Source organism: Wolbachia endosymbiont (group A) of Sympetrum striolatum (genome assembly GCF_947250715.1).
Taxonomy (GTDB): Bacteria; Pseudomonadota; Alphaproteobacteria; order Rickettsiales; family Anaplasmataceae; genus Wolbachia.
Genome location: NZ_OX366342.1, coordinates 305,501 through 325,333 on the forward strand (window position 1 = coordinate 305,501; position 19,833 = coordinate 325,333).

At 35.5% G+C, this 19,833-nt stretch carries 15 protein-coding genes, 1 tRNA gene and 1 pseudogene; 5 read left to right on the plus strand and 12 right to left on the minus strand.

Annotated elements, in window-relative coordinates; translation table 11 throughout:
• Positions 1 to 56: 56 nt before the first annotated feature.
• Entirely contained in the window at positions 57 to 221 is a 165-nt protein-coding gene (locus tag OOK87_RS01505; protein ID WP_264687858.1) for a hypothetical protein, read from the plus strand.
• Between the two features lie 570 nt (positions 222 to 791).
• Here the strand turns inward: OOK87_RS01505 and OOK87_RS01510 are convergent.
• The gene (locus OOK87_RS01510) at positions 792 to 1,403 is read right to left on the minus strand and encodes a hypothetical protein (protein WP_264687859.1); all 612 of its coding nucleotides are present in this window, start codon (positions 1,401 to 1,403) and stop codon (positions 792 to 794) included.
• A gap of 474 nt (positions 1,404 to 1,877) precedes the next feature.
• Positions 1,878 to 5,471 carry a peptidase M2 gene (locus OOK87_RS01515; RefSeq protein ID WP_264687860.1) on the minus strand — a complete coding sequence of 1,198 codons (3,594 nt, stop codon included), beginning with the start codon at positions 5,469 to 5,471 and terminating at the stop codon, positions 1,878 to 1,880.
• Positions 5,472 to 5,868: 397 nt separating this feature from the next.
• On the opposite strand from OOK87_RS01515, the gene OOK87_RS01520 reads away from it, so the two are divergent.
• The 3 genes from OOK87_RS01520 to OOK87_RS01530 all read left to right on the plus strand — a co-directional run bounded on the left by OOK87_RS01520 (position 5,869) and on the right by OOK87_RS01530 (position 8,155).
• A tRNA-Val gene (locus OOK87_RS01520) sits at positions 5,869 to 5,941 on the plus strand.
• A 26-nt stretch (positions 5,942 to 5,967) separates the two neighbouring features.
• Entirely contained in the window at positions 5,968 to 6,864 is an 897-nt protein-coding gene (locus OOK87_RS01525; protein WP_264687861.1) for a cation diffusion facilitator family transporter, read from the plus strand.
• Between the two features lie 52 nt (positions 6,865 to 6,916).
• Positions 6,917 to 8,155 (plus strand): hypothetical protein, encoded by a 1,239-nt coding sequence (locus tag OOK87_RS01530; RefSeq protein ID WP_264687862.1) that lies wholly within the window; start codon positions 6,917 to 6,919, stop codon positions 8,153 to 8,155.
• A gap of 1 nt (position 8,156) precedes the next feature.
• Here the strand turns inward: OOK87_RS01530 and plsY are convergent, their stop codons facing one another.
• The 6 genes from plsY to recA form a co-directional block, all read right to left on the minus strand.
• On the minus strand, positions 8,157 to 8,732 hold the full coding sequence (gene plsY, locus OOK87_RS01535) for a glycerol-3-phosphate 1-O-acyltransferase PlsY (RefSeq protein ID WP_253309423.1): 576 nt from the start codon (positions 8,730 to 8,732) through the stop codon (positions 8,157 to 8,159).
• 12 nt (positions 8,733 to 8,744) lie between these two features.
• Positions 8,745 to 10,211 carry an alanine/glycine:cation symporter family protein gene (locus tag OOK87_RS01540; RefSeq protein ID WP_253309422.1) on the minus strand — a complete coding sequence of 489 codons (1,467 nt, stop codon included), beginning with the start codon at positions 10,209 to 10,211 and terminating at the stop codon, positions 8,745 to 8,747.
• Between the two features lies 1 nt (position 10,212).
• Positions 10,213 to 11,556, minus strand: a complete 1,344-nt coding sequence (locus OOK87_RS01545; protein ID WP_264687863.1) for an alanine/glycine:cation symporter family protein — start codon at positions 11,554 to 11,556, stop codon at positions 10,213 to 10,215.
• A 31-nt stretch (positions 11,557 to 11,587) separates the two neighbouring features.
• Positions 11,588 to 12,358 carry a CDP-alcohol phosphatidyltransferase family protein gene (locus tag OOK87_RS01550; RefSeq protein WP_182183504.1) on the minus strand — a complete coding sequence of 257 codons (771 nt, stop codon included), beginning with the start codon at positions 12,356 to 12,358 and terminating at the stop codon, positions 11,588 to 11,590.
• Positions 12,355 to 13,047, minus strand: a complete 693-nt coding sequence (locus tag OOK87_RS01555; RefSeq protein WP_253309960.1) for a phosphatidylserine decarboxylase — start codon at positions 13,045 to 13,047, stop codon at positions 12,355 to 12,357. The genes OOK87_RS01550 and OOK87_RS01555 overlap by 4 nt, the downstream gene beginning before the upstream one ends.
• A 164-nt stretch (positions 13,048 to 13,211) precedes the next feature.
• On the minus strand, positions 13,212 to 14,279 hold the full coding sequence (recA, locus tag OOK87_RS01560; RefSeq protein WP_264687864.1) for a recombinase RecA: 1,068 nt from the start codon (positions 14,277 to 14,279) through the stop codon (positions 13,212 to 13,214).
• A 141-nt stretch (positions 14,280 to 14,420) separates the two neighbouring features.
• Here recA and truA point away from each other — a divergent pair, with 141 nt between their 5' ends.
• A complete protein-coding gene (truA, locus tag OOK87_RS01565; protein WP_096617503.1) occupies positions 14,421 to 15,158 on the plus strand; it encodes a tRNA pseudouridine(38-40) synthase TruA in 738 nt (245 codons plus the stop codon).
• A gap of 88 nt (positions 15,159 to 15,246) precedes the next feature.
• Here the strand turns inward: truA and dnaN are convergent, their stop codons facing one another.
• The 4 genes and pseudogenes from dnaN to OOK87_RS07495 all read right to left on the minus strand — a co-directional run bounded on the left by dnaN (position 15,247) and on the right by OOK87_RS07495 (position 19,088).
• Positions 15,247 to 16,404, minus strand: coding sequence for a DNA polymerase III subunit beta (dnaN, locus tag OOK87_RS01570; RefSeq protein ID WP_264687865.1), 1,158 nt, complete (start codon positions 16,402 to 16,404; stop codon positions 15,247 to 15,249).
• 123 nt (positions 16,405 to 16,527) lie between these two features.
• On the minus strand, positions 16,528 to 17,025 hold the full coding sequence (locus tag OOK87_RS01575; RefSeq protein ID WP_164225010.1) for an invasion associated locus B family protein: 498 nt from the start codon (positions 17,023 to 17,025) through the stop codon (positions 16,528 to 16,530).
• Positions 17,018 to 17,911, minus strand: a complete 894-nt coding sequence (locus OOK87_RS01580; RefSeq protein WP_253309418.1) for an RNA polymerase factor sigma-32 — start codon at positions 17,909 to 17,911, stop codon at positions 17,018 to 17,020. The genes OOK87_RS01575 and OOK87_RS01580 overlap by 8 nt, the downstream gene beginning before the upstream one ends.
• A gap of 305 nt (positions 17,912 to 18,216) precedes the next feature.
• Positions 18,217 to 19,088: pseudogene (locus OOK87_RS07495) on the minus strand (transposase).
• Positions 19,089 to 19,833 lie beyond the last annotated feature (745 nt).

A 19,833-nucleotide genomic window follows, 5' to 3' on the forward strand; every position in this document is an offset into this window, starting at 1 on the left:
TTTGTAGCTAAAAGAGCCCAAGAGAGGTGTCATCCCGCTGCTTGTTAGCGGGATCTATGTTAAGAGATACCGCGAATGAATCGCGGTATGACGTAGGACTGCTGTCATCCCAGTGCCCCTATGATGTCATTCCAGTCTGGGATCTAGCCTTTATTATTTGGTTGAAATTAAGTCTTCTGGATCCCAGTGTCAGTTACTTTCATGACATCATCATAAAGTAAAATGAGATCCCAGTGTCACGCACTGGGATGACACCCTGACAATCGTCATCCCGCTGCTTGTTAGCGGGATCTAGAGATACCGCGGCGGTATGACGTAGAGCTCGCGTTAGCTATGCTTTTATACTCACCAACTTAGTGTCCAATCTGGATCCCAGTGTCTGGGCACTGGGATGACATCATAGAGGCGCTGGGATGACACCCTGACAATCGTCATCCCGCTGCTTGTTAGCGGGATCTAGAGATACCGCGGCGGTATGACGTAGAGCTCGCATTAGCTATGCTTTTATACTCACCAACTTAGTGTCCAATCTGGATCCCAGTGTATGGGCACTGGGATGACATTATAGAGAGGCGCTGGGATGACACCCTGACAATCGTCATCCCGCTGCTTGTTAGCGGGATCTAGAGATACCGTGGCGGTATGGCGTAGAGCTCGCGTTAGCTATGCTTTTATACTCACCAAATAAGTTTGCTTGCTTACAAGCAAACTTTCCTAGATTCCAGCGTCACGCGCTGGAATGACATTGTGGGGTGTTAGGTGTTATCCAAGTAGCGTGACTACTTGCTGTATTACCAAGTCCAATTAAGTGCAGCATCATCACTTGGTGGAATGTCAAAGGACAGTTGTGACATTTCCTCTTGCACAGCTTCTTTAAATTCTGGACTTTTTATATTTATCGCTGCTATATGCTTTTGTAAGGCTTGATCAGCAGCTATTTCAGCAGCTGATGGACTTGTTCCATCTTTACCATCTTTTCCTGGATCCCCTTTCTCTCCTTTCTCTCCTTTCTCTCCTTTCTCTCCTTTCTCTCCTTTTGGGCCTTGAGCTCCATCTGCTCCTTGTAGCCCTTTACCTCCTAAGAACGCCTTTGCTGTTTGGTTATTTGTACCATCATAATTTGCTTTGTCTAAGCTATCAAGAAATTCTCCTAATGTACCCACTAGAACTGATTTATTATTATCTTTTGTACTAAGTAAACTTCCAAGAGCTGTTGCTAAACCATCTACCTTGTACTCTACTGCAGGTTTTTTATCTGGTGTATATTCCAATTTAAGATCACCTCCTGTTAAGTCTAAAGTATATTTATTACCCTTCTTATCTGCTAAAGTTATAATTTTAACATGACTGAGATCTGTTGCTGCTGTTCCTACAGCCCTTTCAAATTTTAAACTAGCCGACATATCACCCTCCATTAATTACAAAAACCATAGCATGCATGAAAATAGTATAATTTTCGTTAATGCTAGATTTTACATAAGATTTCCTTGAAACTTTTCATTTTAGAATTCTTCTCTTGTCATCCCACTCCCCTCTCCTGTCATCCCAGTGCATGACACTGGGATCCATTTTTCCATCATCAGAAACGTTGTACTTTAATATAAAACGGCTACTTTTATGCTCATCAACTTAACTAGATCCCAGTGTCTGGGCACTGGGATGACACCGAAGGGGCTACTTGGATGACAGCTAGCCTGACAACCGTCATCCCGCTACTTGTTAGCGGGATCTAGAGATACTGCTGCGGTATGACGGTTCGCGGTGGTATGACTTAGGACTGCTGTCATCCCGCTACTTGTTAGCGGCTAAGAGATACCGCGAATGAATCGCGGTATGACGTGTTGCTTGGGTCAGCTATACTTGCCTCCTTGTATGTATTAGATGTAGGCTGAGTTGTGGTCGTGATAAATGTGGTCGCTTGTGTAATCAAACATTTTCACAAAGCCATTCTCTAGATAAAGATTATATTCGTGATGTTGATCTGATAATACAATATTATCTTGCTCCCCTAAATTGAAATGACTTGAATCTGACAGCAATTCGTAATTTGGATTATCTATTTTACTAATGCTGCTTATTACTTTGCCATTACCACTTGATATAGCTAAACTATAACTATCACCATCCTTCATTATTTTGATGGACACCTTATCTTCAGGTAACACTATAAGCTTCTTTGTGCCACTATCGTGGATTACGAATTTGCCTTTTTCAAAATAGTATTTGTCTTCCGGCAAAGCACCAACCTTATATCCTGATTCAGCCAATTTGTGCCAAAACTTTAACACAGATTGCTTTTCTGCTCCTTCCGCTCTATCATACAAGGCTTTCACATCATTATAATCTATGGTTACATTTGCCTTGTGCTTCCCTTCTGAGTCCTGCTCGCGACTCTTTTCTATTTTGAGAATTGTGTCTTTTAATACTACCTGTTCTTGCTCTTTCTCCTCCACTGAAGCTGTTCTTTTCGTTCTTGTTAAACTTTGTGATGGAATTGGCTGATCAGACTGCATTTCACTATTGTCGTTTGATAAAGTTCTCTCTTCAGCAGCTTGTGCAACAACATTAGTAGTATTGTGACTTATGTGTGATGTATCAACTTCTGTCTTAGTTTCACTTACTTGCCCTTTTGGACTTTCGGTTTGTTTCTCTTTTGTGAATATTCTCTGATAGTCCGTGTAGCCTCTATTAGTGTCACCGATATCACCATCACCTTGATCGAAAGTTATTTTTTTACTTCCATTCCCCATGTCCTCAATTTCAACTTGAGGAGAAACAGATGCGAGGAAGTCGTTATAACTGTAGTTATAATCAGCAGAAAAGAATATTTTCCCTTTGAAGTTATGGAAATTATTAGATAACATTCCAATTTCTTCATCAGTATCACCATCAAATAGTTTTACTTTAGTGAAATATGCTTGATCTTTTATTCTAACTATTTCACCGCTAGAGTTTCTTTGTATTTGGTAATCATTTGGATCGTACTTTATAGCAAAAAGTTTGCCAGAGCCATATTTCTCTAAGTTTATAAGGCCCACATTTACATGTTTATGGGAATAATCTCTCTTCTCATATTCATGTGCAAATATTGGATCTATATATCTATATTCATCTGGTATGCCATTATACTCTCTCCCTTCAGAATCAGATGGTGCTAACTTATATTGTCCATCCTTTTGCACTAACTTTAGATGAGTAACTTTTTCAGGTAACTCATAGCGCACATTTTTTCCGTGATCATGAATGAACAAGTTACTTCCATTTGTAATTTCACCTCTTTCATTTTTCACCTCTTCGGTAATATAAAAGCCCATATTTTTGAATTCATGTAAGCGCTCGTCTCCTTGCTTTACAACCGCTTCGTATACATCGTCGTCTGTCCTATCTGTTCCCTTATTATCCAGTAATTTTCCTTTTTCCACGATTACTCCATTTGCCTTTTGCTCATCAGAATATTGTGCATGCTTTGAATCCTGATGATTCAAAATTTTGGTACCTCTAAGGAGCAGAGAATCTAAATCTTTTTGGATGTGTCCAGTGCTAGGATGCAACAATTCATTTTCATGTAAATGTGCTTCATCAAAGTATTCATCGCGTTCAACTGTTCTGCCATCTATCAGAGAAGCTTTATAATGACCATTTTCTTTTGTAACCGCCATATAAGCACCACCATCATATTGAACATTTAAGTTGTGCAATATGTCCTCAAAAACAAAAGTTTCTTTAGTTTGGCCTTCAACTTGCTTAAAAAATCCTGATTCGCTCAATAATTCTCCAAGCTTTGTATTTCCGTCATATATAGACAGTGCACCCATATCTCCTTGACCATGAGCTTGCATAGAAAAAATCTTACCTTCTTGTAGATTAATGTGAGTACCTCTGATTAAGTTTGGATCGATATTGATCATCTCTTCTAACATCTTTTCTACATCGATGTTCTTAGTCGCTTTTACTTGTTCTAAGCCAGTGTTTATGGTTTTATCAAGCAAGGTACTTTTTAAATTTTCATACTTATCTAGTATTGCATCTTTCAGTTGTGTATATTTGTCTTGTGTAGCACTATATAATCTCTTATCTTCATTACAATAATTAGTGCTGGCTGAATTGCATTTTTCTACAAATTTCTCATAAGAGATCTCTCCTCTTTTGTGTTGCTCGTATGCATCATGATGCTGTGTTTCTTCCTGTTCACGCAGGCCTTTCAACACATCATCATATTCTATATCCTTCTGCTTATCTAAGTCTTCTAGCTCGCTCGCACGTATTTTTTCTAAGTCTTCTTTCCCATTAGAGTAAGATTTTCTTAGATCTTCACCATATTTTGATAGCATCCTTAAAGCTTGCATTTTATACTCTTGACTGTTTTGATATTCATTACCTTGTTGGTCAGAGTAAGTCAGCTTAACCTGCCCATCAGCAGTTTTTACTGCCTTTAAGAAATGATATTCCTTTGATATATCGAGGTTATCATTTGTTGCCCTATTAACAGCACGAGCATAATCATAAAACGACACATGTTCTACAGGAGAAAAACTTCCAACGTTTTCTCCATCTATTTTTTCTATATTTGCTTTATAGTAGGATATGTTTTTAATTTCTCCACCAACTATTTCTTGACCAGTTGCTATAAAATCTCCTTTTGTAACTTGTAGGGCATTAATTTCTTCCATAGCAGTTTCTGTATCATTCTCAGCAAGCCAACTTTTGAAGTCAGCATCATGTCCTTTTATGTCTTTCAAGAAACTTTTTGACTCATCTGAGTTACCTTGACGTAAAGCATCTAGGTAGTCTCTTAATAAACTAGGATCTTTTTCCTGTAAGTACATTATCAACGCATGACCTGTTTTATAAACCAGGCTATTTGCTTCGCTGTCCTTTGAATATTCTAAACTTAAAATTTTATCTAAATCCAAATTTGCAGCTTCAGTTTTATCGATACTTGATCCTTGAGAATTGAATTTATGATCTGAATGATGCTCAAAGTAATCTGCAATTCCTTCCATTAATACTGTAGGTAGGTGCTTACCTCCTGTAGCCAAGTAAGTTAAACCATGTGCAAATTCATGCTGAAGGTTATGAACGCCACCTTGCTGATAGACATACATTTCAGCAAAAACATCAGCTTCCCCTTTGTAGTAACATTTACCACCCTCATCTCCAAGGTAAGAACCGAAACGCTCGCTTCCGCCAAGGTGAGTGTAATCATCCTTGTCATCAAACATATAAATTTTAAATGTTTGTTCTGAGTTGCTGTGTTCTAACTTGAATGTATCTTTAAAACTAGTAGCTGTTTCTTTTATCTCACTTTCAATTGTTGCAATTTTACTTGCTCTTAAATTATGAGAATAAACTTCTACTTTAATATTTAAATCTTTAACTTCTACAACATGTGGCGAATTAAACCCTTTGCCGTTATTGTTAAAGTATTCTTCTTTAGTTATATTTTTATTTATTTGTTGATTGATTGTCATAATTCTAACCTCTAATTTATTAACTCTTCAAATATAAGGTGATCTCTACTAAAAAAGTGTGAATTTTCATATTGGTATAATCTATATCTTAGTGAAGAAATATAAGTAATTAATTTAATATGAACAATATAAGATATAGCTATAACTAAAGCAATTTAGATTTACCGATAATTTGGTAAGCTATGAACTCGTCATTCCGCTACGTGTTAGCGGAATCTATGCTGAGATACCGCGAATGAATCGCGGTATGACGTAGGAAAACCTGACCTGCACTAGCTATAGGCTCTATAGCTTGACCACAAAAAAAATCTAAATTCTAACGTTACATTAGGATAGGGTAAGAATTTAAAAGCAAATTGACTTTCATTCCACCAAAGCACTATACTAAAACCACGATGGGTAATTAGCTCAGTTGGTAGAGCACTTGCTTGACGTGCAAGCGGTCGCTGGTTCGAACCCAGTGTTACCCACGTTTTTGTTCATGAAAAGATTTTATATGACAGCAGTGCATAACGGCAAACACTCAGCAGCACAGTCCAAGCGCTTAATCTATTCCATAATAATAGTTGCGATAACAATGTTTATGGAAATAGTAGGTGGAATAATTTCACATTCGCTTGCTCTACTATCAGATGCAGGGCATATGCTCACTGACCTCTTTGCCTTAGTTTTAAGCTGGTTAGCACACAAATTTTCAGCTAAGAAATCTGATTTGCAAAGATCATACGGGTATCATCGGTTGCAGATAATTGCAGCATTTGTTAATGGTTTAACTTTATTCTTCATTGCAGTAATCATTATAATTGAGTCAATAAAAAGATTTATTTTTCCGGTAAATGTTGAGTGGAAAGTAATGTTAGTAATTGCTACACTTGGCCTGATCTCTAATATTATAGTCTTTTTTATATTACATAGTAAATGCGAGAGCAATATAAACATAAAAAGTGCTGTACTACACGTTATAGGAGATATTTTAGGTTCTGTAGCTGCTATACTTGCATCCATAATTATCATGTTTACTGGATGGCAAATGGTGGATCCGATTTTATCGGTATTTGTCAGTATAATCATTTTGAATAGTGGCTACAAAATTCTAAAGAATTCTTGCCACATACTTCTTGAAGGCACACCTGAAGGGATATCTACTGAGGAAATAAAAAGTAAGATCACATCAGAATTATCTGAAGTGATAGATGTGCACCACATACATGCATGGTCACTGTCTGATAATTATTTTATAATTACCATGCATGCCAAAGTAAAGCAAGATGCACAACACACTGATATTTTGTATGAGATAAAAAAAATACTACTAAATAGGTTCGAGATAGCACACTCTACAGTCGAGATCGAATACGATGAGTGTGCGGATAATAAGATACTTAAACATTGACGTTTTAAATTACTATGCTATTACTAGAGCGTAATGATGTTGAAGGTAAGCTATGATAGGTATCTCTCAAATACAATTTCCTCGCAGTGGTTCCAGTAAAGTTAGAATTGCTCTCTATTTATCTTTTTATTATGCGTTAACTATAGTAACCATTCCTACTTCGATAATAGCTAGCTTAGTATCTACTCTATATGATACAGAAATTAAAACATTTCTTGGATATAAAAAAATAAAAGGGGGGGAAAAAATAAGTAATAAAGAATATTGGAAAATATTTGGTCAAGGTAACATAATCAAGTCAATCGCAGTTTCATGTATTGCTGGGCTAACAATTTATTATTTTTTCTCTAAGTCTTTAATATTAGCTTGGCTGCTGGCGCCGATACCATTGGCAATTGGAATAATCCTATTGCAGCCCGAAACAAGGCCAGCAACACTTAACCCTATAGCCTTACTTAAAGCTTCATTAAAGCTACTTTCCGATGGTTTGTATGAGAATTTAGTTGGTACAAAAAATGTAATAAATGCTATGAAAGAACATATGATGCCTCATATGGCAAATGATAGCATTATTGACAGTATTAATACACTAAAAGATAAATATGGTGAGAAGATACCAGAACCTAATGGTGTTATACATAATGATGAATTTGTTAAGTTTATTAAGTTCGTAGAAGGGGAAAAAGAGCTTGGAAACAATAATAAAAAAGAATTTATTAACTTTCTTAATGAATGGTGCAATAATGATGAACAAGTTCATGTTTCTGGACTCATGGGGGGGCAAATTTTATATTTGGTTCTAAAGGCTTGTAATAGTGGAGATAGTGAATCAGTAGCAGTAAAAAGGCAAGAGTTAGTAAAGTCTTTAATGTATGCCATGAACTATGCTAAAGGAACAATTGTTCCTGAAACCTGCTTTACTGGTATTATTGGTGCAATGTTAAAGTCATTAGAAGGAATACACCCTGGTATTAGAGTAGAATACCTTGTAGAAGATAGAATTGGAATATGTGCAGAAGATGAGGCATGTGAGTTTATTAAGAAAGAGCTGCAAAAAAAGAAGAATCATAAAGAAATCCTCAATGCCTGGGATAAGTCAGATGATAGCAGTAACCAAATAACTTCTAATTTTATTCAAGAAATCAAGATACCTTTAATGAGAAATTTGTTTAGCTTGGATTGTAGTGAACAGAATGTAGTAGATACAATAGAAAATCTTGAATATATTAATCCAGGAAAATTAACCGACCCAAACATCGATAATATAAGAAGCAACAGGGTCAGCACATGAATTATAAAAATTTATGTTCCTTGCCTTGCAGAAGATTCATAATATTCTTGTAGTGCTTGAGAAAAACTAGTGTTCCTATAACTAGTAATGTTAAGAACAAATTCCTCTGAAAAAAAAAGGACCATGCTACAACCGTTGAAGTAGCAGTCAAAGAAGCAAGAGAAGAGTATCTAAAGATAAAAAATACCACTATCCAGGCAAATATAAACACTAATGCCACAGGTATGTTAAACGCTATCAACACTCCCAGAGTTGTTGCAACTCCTTTACCTCCTTTAAATTTTAGCCAAATAGGAAACATGTGCCCTAAAACTGCTAAAATTGCAGATACATATATATAAAAATCGTTATTATCACAAAATTGTTGTGCTATATAAACTGCGATGAATCCTTTTAAGGAATCCAGAAGTAATGCCAGAGCAGCAAGACATTTATTTCCTGTTCTTGCAACGTTTGTAGCGCCAATGTTTCCTGAACCTACTTCTCTTAAGTTTATCCCTTTTATTTTTGTAATGATTAAGCTAAACGGTATTGAACCTAATATGTAGGATAGTATAAGGACTACATGCTTTTCCATTATACCAAGAACCTAATTAATTTTATTATTCCTCAGCCTTTTTAGGTAGCACTGAACTTCATCGTTAATCTGATTACTAAACAGTATAAGCGCTGTCATATTGATGAGAGCTAAACAAGAGAACAAAGTTCCACCGATATTGGCAATAGCCATTATATCTTTAGAAAGAGCAGAAAAAAACGCTACAATTATTACTGCTATGCGATATATCACTATACTTTTTGCACCGAATAAATATAGCCACCCCATTTCACAACAATATACAAACGAAATTACTGAAGAAAATGCAAACAAAGGTGCAGCTATGGTTAAAAGTATAGGAAACCATGAAGAAACAGTTTCAAATGCCTTTTGAGTGATTAATATCCCTTCACCAACACTAGTCTGGTATGCACCTGTTATTACTATCGTTATTCCAGTTAAACAGCAAGTGAGCATTGTATCAAAACACGGTTCTATCATAGCAACAAGCCCAGTTCTTACTGGTTCTTCATCTTTAGTTGTTGCATGAGTAATTGCAGCAGAGCCGACACCAGCTTCGCTGGCAAAAATTGCTCTTTGAATTCCAGCAACAAATGCTCCTACCATCCCTCCGCCAACAGCATTAAAATCTATCATGCTGGAAAATAATATCTTAAATGTGTGACCAAGATTGTGGATATTAAATCCAATAATAATAAGGCAGCTACATATATATATGAGTGACATAATAGGCACTAGTGCAGAAGATACTCTAGCTATCCTTTTAATTCCGCCAATAATCACTAGAGCAAGCAGCGCAGAGATTATGGAAGAAAGAAACCAAGAGTGACCATCTACCCAACTTGAATAGCCAGATAATATTGAAACCATTTGGTTGGTTTGAAACGCTACACTTCCACCAAGACCTGATAATACAAAGAATACTGCATATATTGCAGCTAAAACAATACCAAGTTTTTTAAATCCAAATTCCTCCAGACCATTCCTTATATACTGAAAGGGACCACTAAACAATTGCTCCTGATCTTCTGTTCTATGTCTAAATGCTAAAGTCACTTCGGCAAATTTTGCTGACATACCAAAAAAACCTGTAATCATCATCCAAGGCACCGCTCCTGGCCCTCCCATTGAAACTGCAATTGCGACTCCAGCAACAGTTCCAAGGCCTACTGTGCTTGAAAGTGCAGTCATAAATGCCTGAAAATGCGTAATATGACCATCATGGTGATTCGTGTCATATTTTCCACATAAAATAGCAAACGCATGCTTAAACATTCTTATGTTGAGAAATCCAAAACGTAATGTTAGAAACACATAACCAAAAGCTAGTAGAAAGATTATAAATGGCACGTAAAGGATTTTGAAAAACAGCACTTCATTCATGAAGTTATTTATTCCATTCAACACAGCATCATAACTTTCATAAAAACCTGAAGCAGCGTACACATCATTAAACAATAGGCAAAATAACACCATACAAAGTAATCTATAAATCATGTTAATACCCTTTAGAATTGTAATAAGAATCTATTGTATTCAAAACTTCCCTTCTTAGTAGATATATTGCAACAGCATTTGGAATCATAAGGCACATGAACAAACTGTCGCCTAGGTAAAATATAAATTCTATATTTTTTGACATACAACTGATATATACTGAAACCACTATAAGAATTTGGAACGGTATCAGTATTTTTTTATTACCAAATAAATACAGCAGAGCAACTTCACAGTAGTAACAATAAGCTATTATTGTAGAAAATGCAAAGGAAAACATCATTAGCGGAAAAACTAACTTGCTGAACAAGGGCAAAACTGTTGAAAATACCGAACTAATTAGTGTAATATCACCCACGTTATCAGTGCTATGCATACCAGTAATAATTATCACGATACCAGTCAAAAATGAGATTAGTATTGTGTCTATAAGTGGTGCAATCATTGCAACGCATCCAACTTTAATTGGATCTTCTTCTTTTACAGCTGAATGTGCTATAGCTGCTGTTCCGGTACCTGCTTCGTTAGCAAACACTGATCTTCTCACTCCTGCTATTAATCCGCTCAATACTCCGCCTCCTATAGCTGATTTATTGAAGATGTCTTGGAATATTATGGATAGAGCATTCAGCAAATTACTTCTGTTTACATAAATTAAATATATACACATACCCATATATAGCACTATCATAATTGGTGCTAAGCTCGTTGAAACGAAAGCAATGCGCTTTATTCCTCCCAATATTACAATAAAGACAAGCAGGGATATAATAATAGATGCGTTGTATTCGAAGAGGTTATTTGACAATGCTGCTATCTGATTCGCTTGAAATGGTATACCGCCCAAAATCATTGCAATAAGTAGCATAATCGCATAAGTAAAGGCAAGAAATCTACCAGTTTTTGCAAATCCAATTTTTGCAAGCCCGTACTTCATGTAATAAAAAGCCCCGCCAGTTGCATTTTCAGAGCGATAGGTGAATGCAAGCACCACCTCGGCAAACTTTATCGACATACCAAGTATTCCGGTAATTACCATCCAAAAAACTGCACTTGGGCCCCCTATTGTGATAGCTATTGCAACTCCTGATATTGTTCCAAGACCAACTGTTCCTGAAATTACTGTTGCAAACGCTTGAATATGAGTGATTATGCCATTGTTATTGTTATTACACTTTAGATTGAATAGCGTCTGTATTCCATGCTTGAACAATCTAAAGTTAGTGAATTTGAATTGGATGGTACAAAAAACCCCAGTTGCAATTACCCAAATAATTATAAATGGAATGTTGAATATCTTTATGTACAGAAATGAATTTAACAGTTCACTTATTTTTACAATCATGCTGCTCACTACTTTTTATTACAACTTATAGCTAACGAGCTTTATACGAGTAATATATATAAAGCCCAGTGCTTACTGGAATAGTAAGTACATACACTACACCTAAAATTGGTAGCGTCATCCAGGGCTTACTGATGAAAAATATAATAAGTACTCCAAAAAATGACACAAATATATAGGATAGGCTTTTGGGAACATAAATATATTTTGCAGAGAAGGTTGGAATGTGACTTATCGAAAAAAATGAAATGGCCAGAAAGTAACAAGCTACGTTTCTTGTGTTAAAAAATCGCTCTATGAGAAGTAAGTATTCACTCTCATGAGATTGAAAGGTAATAATTATTGGTAACAAAGAAAGTAAAGCACACACTGGAGCTGGAACACCAGAAAAGAAAAATTTTTCCCAGTGTGATTGTTCTGAGTGTAGCGAAACATTAAATCTTGCAAGTCTTATTGATATGCAGATTACGTATATCATTACTAAAATCCAACCTATGACTTTGATTTCGTTTAGCTTCCAAAAATACAAAAGAAATGCAGGCGCTGCACCAAAATTTAGAAAATCTGCAAAAGAATCAAGCTGGGCTCCAAAATCGCTAGTTGATTTTAGAATTCTAGCTATTCTGCCATCCATTCCATCTATTATTGCTGCAATGATGATAAAAATTACTGAGAATTCCCATTGTTCATTAAATGTAAATTTAAGTGAAGTGAGACCAGAACATAAACCCAATAAAGTTATAAAGTTTGGGAATAATTTAGTAATAGGTAAGAATCTACTGTTACTTCCATCGTTATTCATATAACGTCAAAAGTAAGCTTCTCTTGAACGTTTTCCTTATTTAAGTTTGCTATAATTGTTTCACCACCAATAACAGTTTGCCCTTCTGAAACTCTGACTTCTATATCAGCAGGAACATAAATATTCACTCTACTACCAAATCTTATAATTCCAAACCTTTCACCTGCTTTCACATTCTGGGATACTCCTAAATTACAAACGATACGACGTGCAATTAATCCAGCTATTTGCTCCACAATAATTTCTTTTCCCTTTTCGTATTCAATCACAATAACCTGCTTTTCATTTTCATTACTAGACCTATTGCTCATTGCGGATACAAACTTGCCTTTTTTATAATTCATTTCCTTTATCGTACCAGATATTGGTATACGGTTCACATGGACGTTCAAAACACTTAAAAATATGCTAACAAGCGTGAACTTCTTCTCTTCTCCATTTTCTGCCGATAAAGGATAATTAACTTCTTCAATTTTTGAAATCACACCATCAGCAGGACTTAATATAAGATCCTTGTTGTTTGGCACAGCTCTTGTTGGATCGCGAAAGAAATAAGTACACAATAATGTCGGAAACAAGCACGTAACACCAAACCCCCAAGATATAGAGAATGCTATACACGTTACTATAAATGCAACGACTATAAATAAATAACCTTCCCTGTTTATATTAGGTAAACTAAAACACATAATCTTATTCACAATAACCTATTGTTAACAATTTATCATTTATAATTTCTCATGAAAAGCTTTTTTTAACTGCTTCAGCAAAGTCCTCTTGATACAAGGTAACATTACAGATTAGCACACACCGTCATACTGTAACAACCCATCCAACACAAACTAAGTTTAGATCAGAACACTGATTCTTCTAAAAGTTGCTCACTATCCTCGTCTATTATAATAGAATTATCATGATTTCTGAGTAAATCTCTGATTTTCATTTCTATTTCATTTGCGACTTCTTTGTTTGTTTTTAGGTAAGTTTTTACATTCTCTCTTCCTTGTCCAAGACGTGTATTGTTATATGAATAGTAAGCACCTGCTTTTTCAAGCACACCAAGCTTTGCTCCCATATCTATTATTTCTCCGAGTTTTGATATACCTTCATTGTACATTATATCAAATTTCGCTTCTCTAAATGGAGGAGCAACTTTATTTTTTACAACTTTAACTCTTGTTTCATTGCCTGTAATATTTTCTTTGTCTTTTATTACACCAACTTTTCTTATGTCAAGCCTTACAGAAGTATAGAATTTTAATGCATTTCCACCCGTGGTAGTTTCAGGATTTCCATACACTACTCCTATTTTCATACGAATTTGATTAATAAATATCAATATACAGTTCGCTTTTGAAACGGCAGAGGTTAGCTTTCGTAGCCCGTGACTTAGAAGCCTTGCTTGCAGCCCCATATGTTGATCACCCATATCACCTTCAATTTCAGCTCTTGGAGTTAACGCTGCAACAGAGTCAATAACTATCACATCAACCGCACCAGAACACACTAAGTACTCAACAATGTGTAATGCTTGTTCCCCAGTGTCTGGTTGCGAAATTACTAAATCATCAGTGCTTACCCCAAGTTTACGAGCATATAAGACATCCAATGCATGTTCTGCATCGATAAATGCGCATGATCCTCCTTTTTTTTGTGCTTCAGCAATCACGTGCAAGGCAAGAGTGGTTTTACCAGAACTCTCGGGACCAAATATTTCAATTATACGTCCTTTTGGCAGACCTCCAACACCTAGAGCCGAATCAAGCGCAATTGATCCTGTGGATATTGTGTCTATTTTCTCTACAGGGTTTTGCTTCAACTTCATTATTGCACCTTTACCAAATGCTTTTTCAATCTGGCTTATTGCGTTATCTAATGCTTTTTGCTTATCATTATTTCTTTCTTCTGAGTTGTTTGCCATGGATCATTTATTAACTTGTATAACTTCCATGATAATCAAACGTGAACAACCTGCCAAGGGTTTTTTAATAACGAAGAACGTTATCGTAGAAAAATTAGCTACCTAAATTATATTAAGATAGAAAGTTAGATAGACTCTGCAGTGCGATACAAAATAACGATAGAATACAATGGTAGTAGTTTCTCTGGCTGGCAGAAGCAGCAACATTCTGCTAATTCAATCCAGGAAGCCATAGAAAATGCTATATTTAATTTTAGTGGTGAGAAAGTTACTTTGTACTGCGGTGGCAGGACTGATGCAGGGGTTCATGCTTTAGGACAAATTGCTCATTTTGATATGGAAAAGGAATTTGAGCTTTATAGAATAAGAAACGCAATAAATTATCATTTAAAATCAATTCCCATAGTTGTACTGAATGCAGAAGTTGTAGATGATGCGTTTCACGCACGGTTTTCAGCAAAAAAAAGATATTACGAATACAGAATAGTTAATCGCTATGCTCCTGCCGCTCTGGAGACAGGTTATGTATGGCAAGTGTTTAACCCACTTGATGTAAATATTATGCGTGAAGCTGCTAAACATCTACTTGGAAAACATGACTTTTCAAGTTTTCGTTCAAAAGATTGTCAAGCCGCAAATCCGATGAGAACAATTGATGATATCGATATAATACAAAATGGGAATCATATACACATCAAAATATCTGCTATTTCCTTTTTACATAACCAAGTGAGGATCATTGTGGGTACTTTAGTTGAATTTGGAAAAAATAGAACTAATCCACAAGAAATGCTAAATATATTAAACCAATGCAAAAGAAATGCAGCTGGAGTTACTGCACCACCTTTTGGCTTATATTTGGTAAAGATAGATTACTAATTTAATAAAAAGTAACGTTCTTAGTGAAATAAGTGTCATACCGCCACGGTATCTCCAGATCCTGCTAACAAGAAGCGGGATGACAAGTTTAAGTTCTCATTGGCATCACTACATATAATACACTTGAATCGTCTTCATCAGTGATAATTGTAGCACTATTACCATCGGCTAAGCTAAACTTACATTTATTTTTTATGCAGGATAGAACATCAAGTAAATAACGCGAGTTAAACCCTATTTCTATAGGGGCTTCATTGTAGTCCACTTCTATGGATTCAGTTGCATCATTGCACTCTTGAGAGTTTGAATGCAGAGTCAGCAGCTTTTCTTGTAGTGAGAATTTAATGGATTTTACTTTATCAGATACAACAACGGAAACTCGATCTATAACATCTGAAAGTTTTTTACTTTCAATAATCATATGCTTATCTTGAGATGCTGGAATAACTGCTTTATAATTTGGAAAAGTCCCATCTATTAATTTTGATATTAGAATATATTCACCGCATGTAAACTTGATTTTTCTGTCTGAGAGTTTTACATTAATTTCATTACAGTCGTCCAATATTTTTAACAGCTCCATAACAGTTTTACGTGGAATGATCACACTAAATTCGCCATTGATGTTCCCAGGCTTTGGTCTCTTTATACATGATAAACGGTGACCATCAGTTGCAACGCAGTACAGAAACTGCTCGTCTGTATGTAGATATATTCCATTTAAATTATACCTTGTATCATCTAGTGATACAGCAAATTTTGTTTTAGTTAATAAGTCTATCAGGTCCGTATTTAGTAGGATAAAATCATGTTTATAATTGTCTTCTTCAAGAGCAGGAAAGCTGCTTGAAACTACATTCGGTAAAGAAAAGTTTGCATTTCCGCAAGACATCAATAATTTTCTTTGGTTGTTTACTTCAAAATTGACATCCAAATCAGCGGGTAACTTCTTCACTATGTCATGTAAAGTATGCGCTGAAATTTTTACTTCTCCTTCTGTTAATACGGTTGCAGCAAGTGAGGCAAACATTGAAATGTCAAGATCAGTTGCCATTAATTTTATGCTGCCGTGTTGTGCTTTGATATTTATACATGCCAAAACATCTATTGCATTGCGCCTTTCAACCACTCCACTTACTCTGGATAATGTATTTAAAAGACTTGTACGGCTCACGCTAAAACGCATCTGCTCGCACACAGAATTTTGCTTTTTGATTTCTGTATCTACACCTGCAACCTCTGACATTGCTAACTCTCAAAAATATATTTTAAATGATATCCACATCCTATATAAAGTAAAGTGCTATTTATATTTCCATTGAAAGAGTAGTCCAGTTTATACTATAGCTGGGTATTTTGTTACAATGATTTACTTTGTATGACATAAATCATGCATTTTTTGATACGCTTTTTGAAAACCAAGTAGGGAATAAGTATCATCAATGGTCACTGTTTTTGTTTTTCCATTAACTACCATTGATAATCCCTGCTTCATTTTTAGAATGAGATCTTGATCTATTTTTGTATGCTCTGCCCACGCAAAACTTCCCTGTATTATAGGCAGTGTATATTTAATTTTTTTGTCGATATTGAGAGCTACAGGCTCCTTATCATACTGAAAACCAGAGGTAACGCTTACCTCATCTGCTTTTTTATCAACATAACTGACCATTACATACGGCTTGCGATTGGTTGTATAATGCTCGCTTTTTGTCTTAGGGTAAGATACAATGTAACACACTTTCTCTCCATCTTCTGATGCAGTATATACAAGCCAGTCTTTGTATTTTTCCTTCAATTGCACATCACTAACCGATGCAAAAGCGCCTATTGAAAAAAATATTAGAAATATAAAAAAACTACGCATGCAAACCAAATTTCAAACTTTCTGATTGTATATATTGTTTTACCTTAGCCATCGCCTGCTCAGCCAACTGTCTTATTCTTTCTCTTGAAACACAATATTTTTTACTAAGTTCATCTAGAGTTTGAGTGTTTTCAGACAAATATCTACTGATAAAAATGTCTCTTGCCCTTTCGTTAAGGCTTGCTAGTGCATTGTTTAAAATTGTTTCTTTTAATTCTTTTTCTTCATGATTCTGATAGGTTACTTCTTGACTGACCAAGTTACATGGGATCATATCTTGCAACTCCCTTTTAGAGTCATCACCTATTTTTATGCAATCGTTTAGCGACTGATCCTTACAAGCCAAACGGTAATTCATCTGCAGAACATCTCCTTCGGATACAGAAAGCTCATTAGATATTGCTTTTATTTCTTCATTGCTTAAAGTCTCTCTGTTTGTATACTGTAAAATTCTTTTTTTTATTTTACGTAAACTAAAAAATAATCTTCTTTGTGCTTGCGTTGTGCCTATTTTCACGAACGACCAAGATTTCAATATAAAGTCTTTTATTGAAGCTTCAATCCACCACACTGCATAAGTTGAAAAACGAAACCCTAAATCAGGATTAAACTTTTTTACTGCATGCATTAAACCCATATTCCCTTCCATGACCAGGTCCATCAACAATAGTCCATAATTTTTGAATTTCATTGCAATTTTCACTACCAAATTCAAATGGCTGGTAATCAATTTATGAGCAGAAGAAATATCCTTATATTGGTTCCAATTTTTTGCTAATCGTACCTCTTCCTCTTGAGACAGCATAGGAAATTTTTGCACTCTAGCAATATATTGCATGAGATTGGTTCTGCTATCAACACATAAGCTTGCCATTGGGGTCAACATAACAACTTAAATTAAAACTTCATATATATAATATATTGATTTTCAAGCAAAAATTCAAGCTTTGATTTGAAAAAAGTATAAACCTTCTATCTAATTGGGATCTTAAAGACGATAAGCCCCAGCACAGCTACCTGGGTAACACTATATATGACATCCTGCCAGCGTGTAATGATGAACATTATAGTTTAAATACTTAGTAAGTGGTGTTATTCCAGTGCCTTGACACTGGAATCCACATTTCTTTTTTCTAGATCCCAGTGGGCTTTGTTGCATAGCAACGTAAGTTTTTTCCAGAGTAAATAATTTTATGCGACTATTTCAAATTTAGGCATACCAATTGCAGTAAATTTGTTCATTAAGTAGCATTTAATAAGCAGTTTCTTCTCTCTATTTGTCTCAGATTTATTCTTAAAACTAAACCCAAATATTCGCTTCAACCTTGAGAAAAATCCTTCAATATACGATCTTTTTCCGTAATTTACTTCTTCTTTCCATCTTTTTATACCATTCTCACCATGTAATTTCATTAACTGAATAGCGGCATTTCTATCAAGCATATAATCCAATTTTGGATGCTCTGCTGCGTTGTTTTTCGGAGGAATTTTCGTTTTTATGCCATATTGATTACACAGCTTATAGAGCTTTTATAGCATATTTAACATCAAATTTCCCCAATGCTCCATAGTGATCAGAGTAAACGCCATTACTGTATTTTGTAGCTATGACTTGTTTGCTCAACATTATGTGCAATTTTCTTACTTGTTTATAGCCGCGGTACTCTCTATCTTTGCTATTCTCTTTGCTGTGTGTTGTTGTATATACTAATTCCTGTACTGTCTATAGCAATTTCGATATCTTCCATGTTATTTTTATCAACTCTGCAATCATTGATCTTAATATCAAGTTTCTTTTGATGCTTGTGAATAGCTGCAAATTTTTTCCTATTTGTTCAATGTATCCCTCTAAAAATCCCACTCAAACCTATTCTGAATAGATGGGTTATTATATGTATCAAAATTACCACTTTGTTGCTGTAAATATTGTTGCCACCCTACATTTTTGGCCCAATTTCATACCAATTTTCTATGGCTTCGTTGATATAATGAAAAATATTTCCTCTTCTTTCTAGAAATTTGTTATATTCTCTATGGTTACTGACTCTCATTTTTTGTGGCATATTTATCCTTAAATCGTCATTTTATAATGAATTTAGTCAGTAATCACTAGCTTTTCTGCTGCTATGCAACAAAGCCCACTGGGATCCAGATTGGATACTGAGTTGGTGAGTATAAAAGTATAGCTAACGTGAGCTCTGCGTCATGCCGCCACGGTATCTCAGCAGATCCCGCTAACAAGCAGCGGGATGACGATTGTCAGGGTGTCATCCCAGTGCCTCTTTTTTGTCATCCAAGTAGCCCCTTTTTTTGTCATCCCAGTGCCCAGAAACTGGTTCACTCTATAATGGCAGTGCCTCTATGATGTAAGGAATCCAGTTTTTATGCAATCTCATCAAGAACGTTGTGTTTTAACGTAAGGTTGGCTACTGTTTACACTCACTAACTTAGCTGGATCCCAGTGTCTGGGCACTGGGATGACAGCAGTCCTACGTCATACCGCGATTCATTCCTACGTCATACCGCGATTCATTCCTACGTCATACCGCGATTCATTCGCGGTATCTCTTAACATAGATCCCGCTAACAAGCAGCGGGATGACACCTCTCTTGGGCTCTTTTAGCTACAAACGTTAAGAAATTTACCAAACGAAAAAAAAGGCAAAAGAAGCCCTGGTCATTGTCTATTTTCTGTATTGGCGTTTTTTTAAGTCTTAAACACTGCAATTTAGCTGCTTTTAAGTGCAGCTCACCTTAGTTCAAATGTTTAAGAAATTTACTAAGCAGAAAAAAAGGCAAAAGAAATCC

Bases quoted from the DNA above. Each gene is read 5' to 3' on its own strand.
- OOK87_RS01505 (WP_264687858.1), top strand. From the start codon at position 57: ATGTTAAGAGATACCGCGAATGAATCGCGGTATGACGTAGGACTGCTG.
- OOK87_RS01510 (WP_264687859.1), bottom strand. From the start codon at position 1,403: ATGTCGGCTAGTTTAAAATTTGAAAGGGCTGTAGGAACAGCAGCAACA.
- OOK87_RS01515 (WP_264687860.1), bottom strand. From the start codon at position 5,471: ATGACAATCAATCAACAAATAAATAAAAATATAACTAAAGAAGAATAC.
- OOK87_RS01525 (WP_264687861.1), top strand. From the start codon at position 5,968: ATGACAGCAGTGCATAACGGCAAACACTCAGCAGCACAGTCCAAGCGC.
- OOK87_RS01530 (WP_264687862.1), top strand. From the start codon at position 6,917: ATGATAGGTATCTCTCAAATACAATTTCCTCGCAGTGGTTCCAGTAAA.
- plsY (WP_253309423.1), bottom strand. From the start codon at position 8,732: ATGGAAAAGCATGTAGTCCTTATACTATCCTACATATTAGGTTCAATA.
- OOK87_RS01540 (WP_253309422.1), bottom strand. From the start codon at position 10,211: ATGATTTATAGATTACTTTGTATGGTGTTATTTTGCCTATTGTTTAAT.
- OOK87_RS01545 (WP_264687863.1), bottom strand. From the start codon at position 11,556: ATGATTGTAAAAATAAGTGAACTGTTAAATTCATTTCTGTACATAAAG.
- OOK87_RS01550 (WP_182183504.1), bottom strand. From the start codon at position 12,358: ATGAATAACGATGGAAGTAACAGTAGATTCTTACCTATTACTAAATTA.
- OOK87_RS01555 (WP_253309960.1), bottom strand. From the start codon at position 13,047: ATGTGTTTTAGTTTACCTAATATAAACAGGGAAGGTTATTTATTTATA.
- recA (WP_264687864.1), bottom strand. From the start codon at position 14,279: ATGGCAAACAACTCAGAAGAAAGAAATAATGATAAGCAAAAAGCATTA.
- dnaN (WP_264687865.1), bottom strand. From the start codon at position 16,404: ATGTCAGAGGTTGCAGGTGTAGATACAGAAATCAAAAAGCAAAATTCT.
- OOK87_RS01575 (WP_164225010.1), bottom strand. From the start codon at position 17,025: ATGCGTAGTTTTTTTATATTTCTAATATTTTTTTCAATAGGCGCTTTT.
- OOK87_RS01580 (WP_253309418.1), bottom strand. From the start codon at position 17,911: ATGTTGACCCCAATGGCAAGCTTATGTGTTGATAGCAGAACCAATCTC.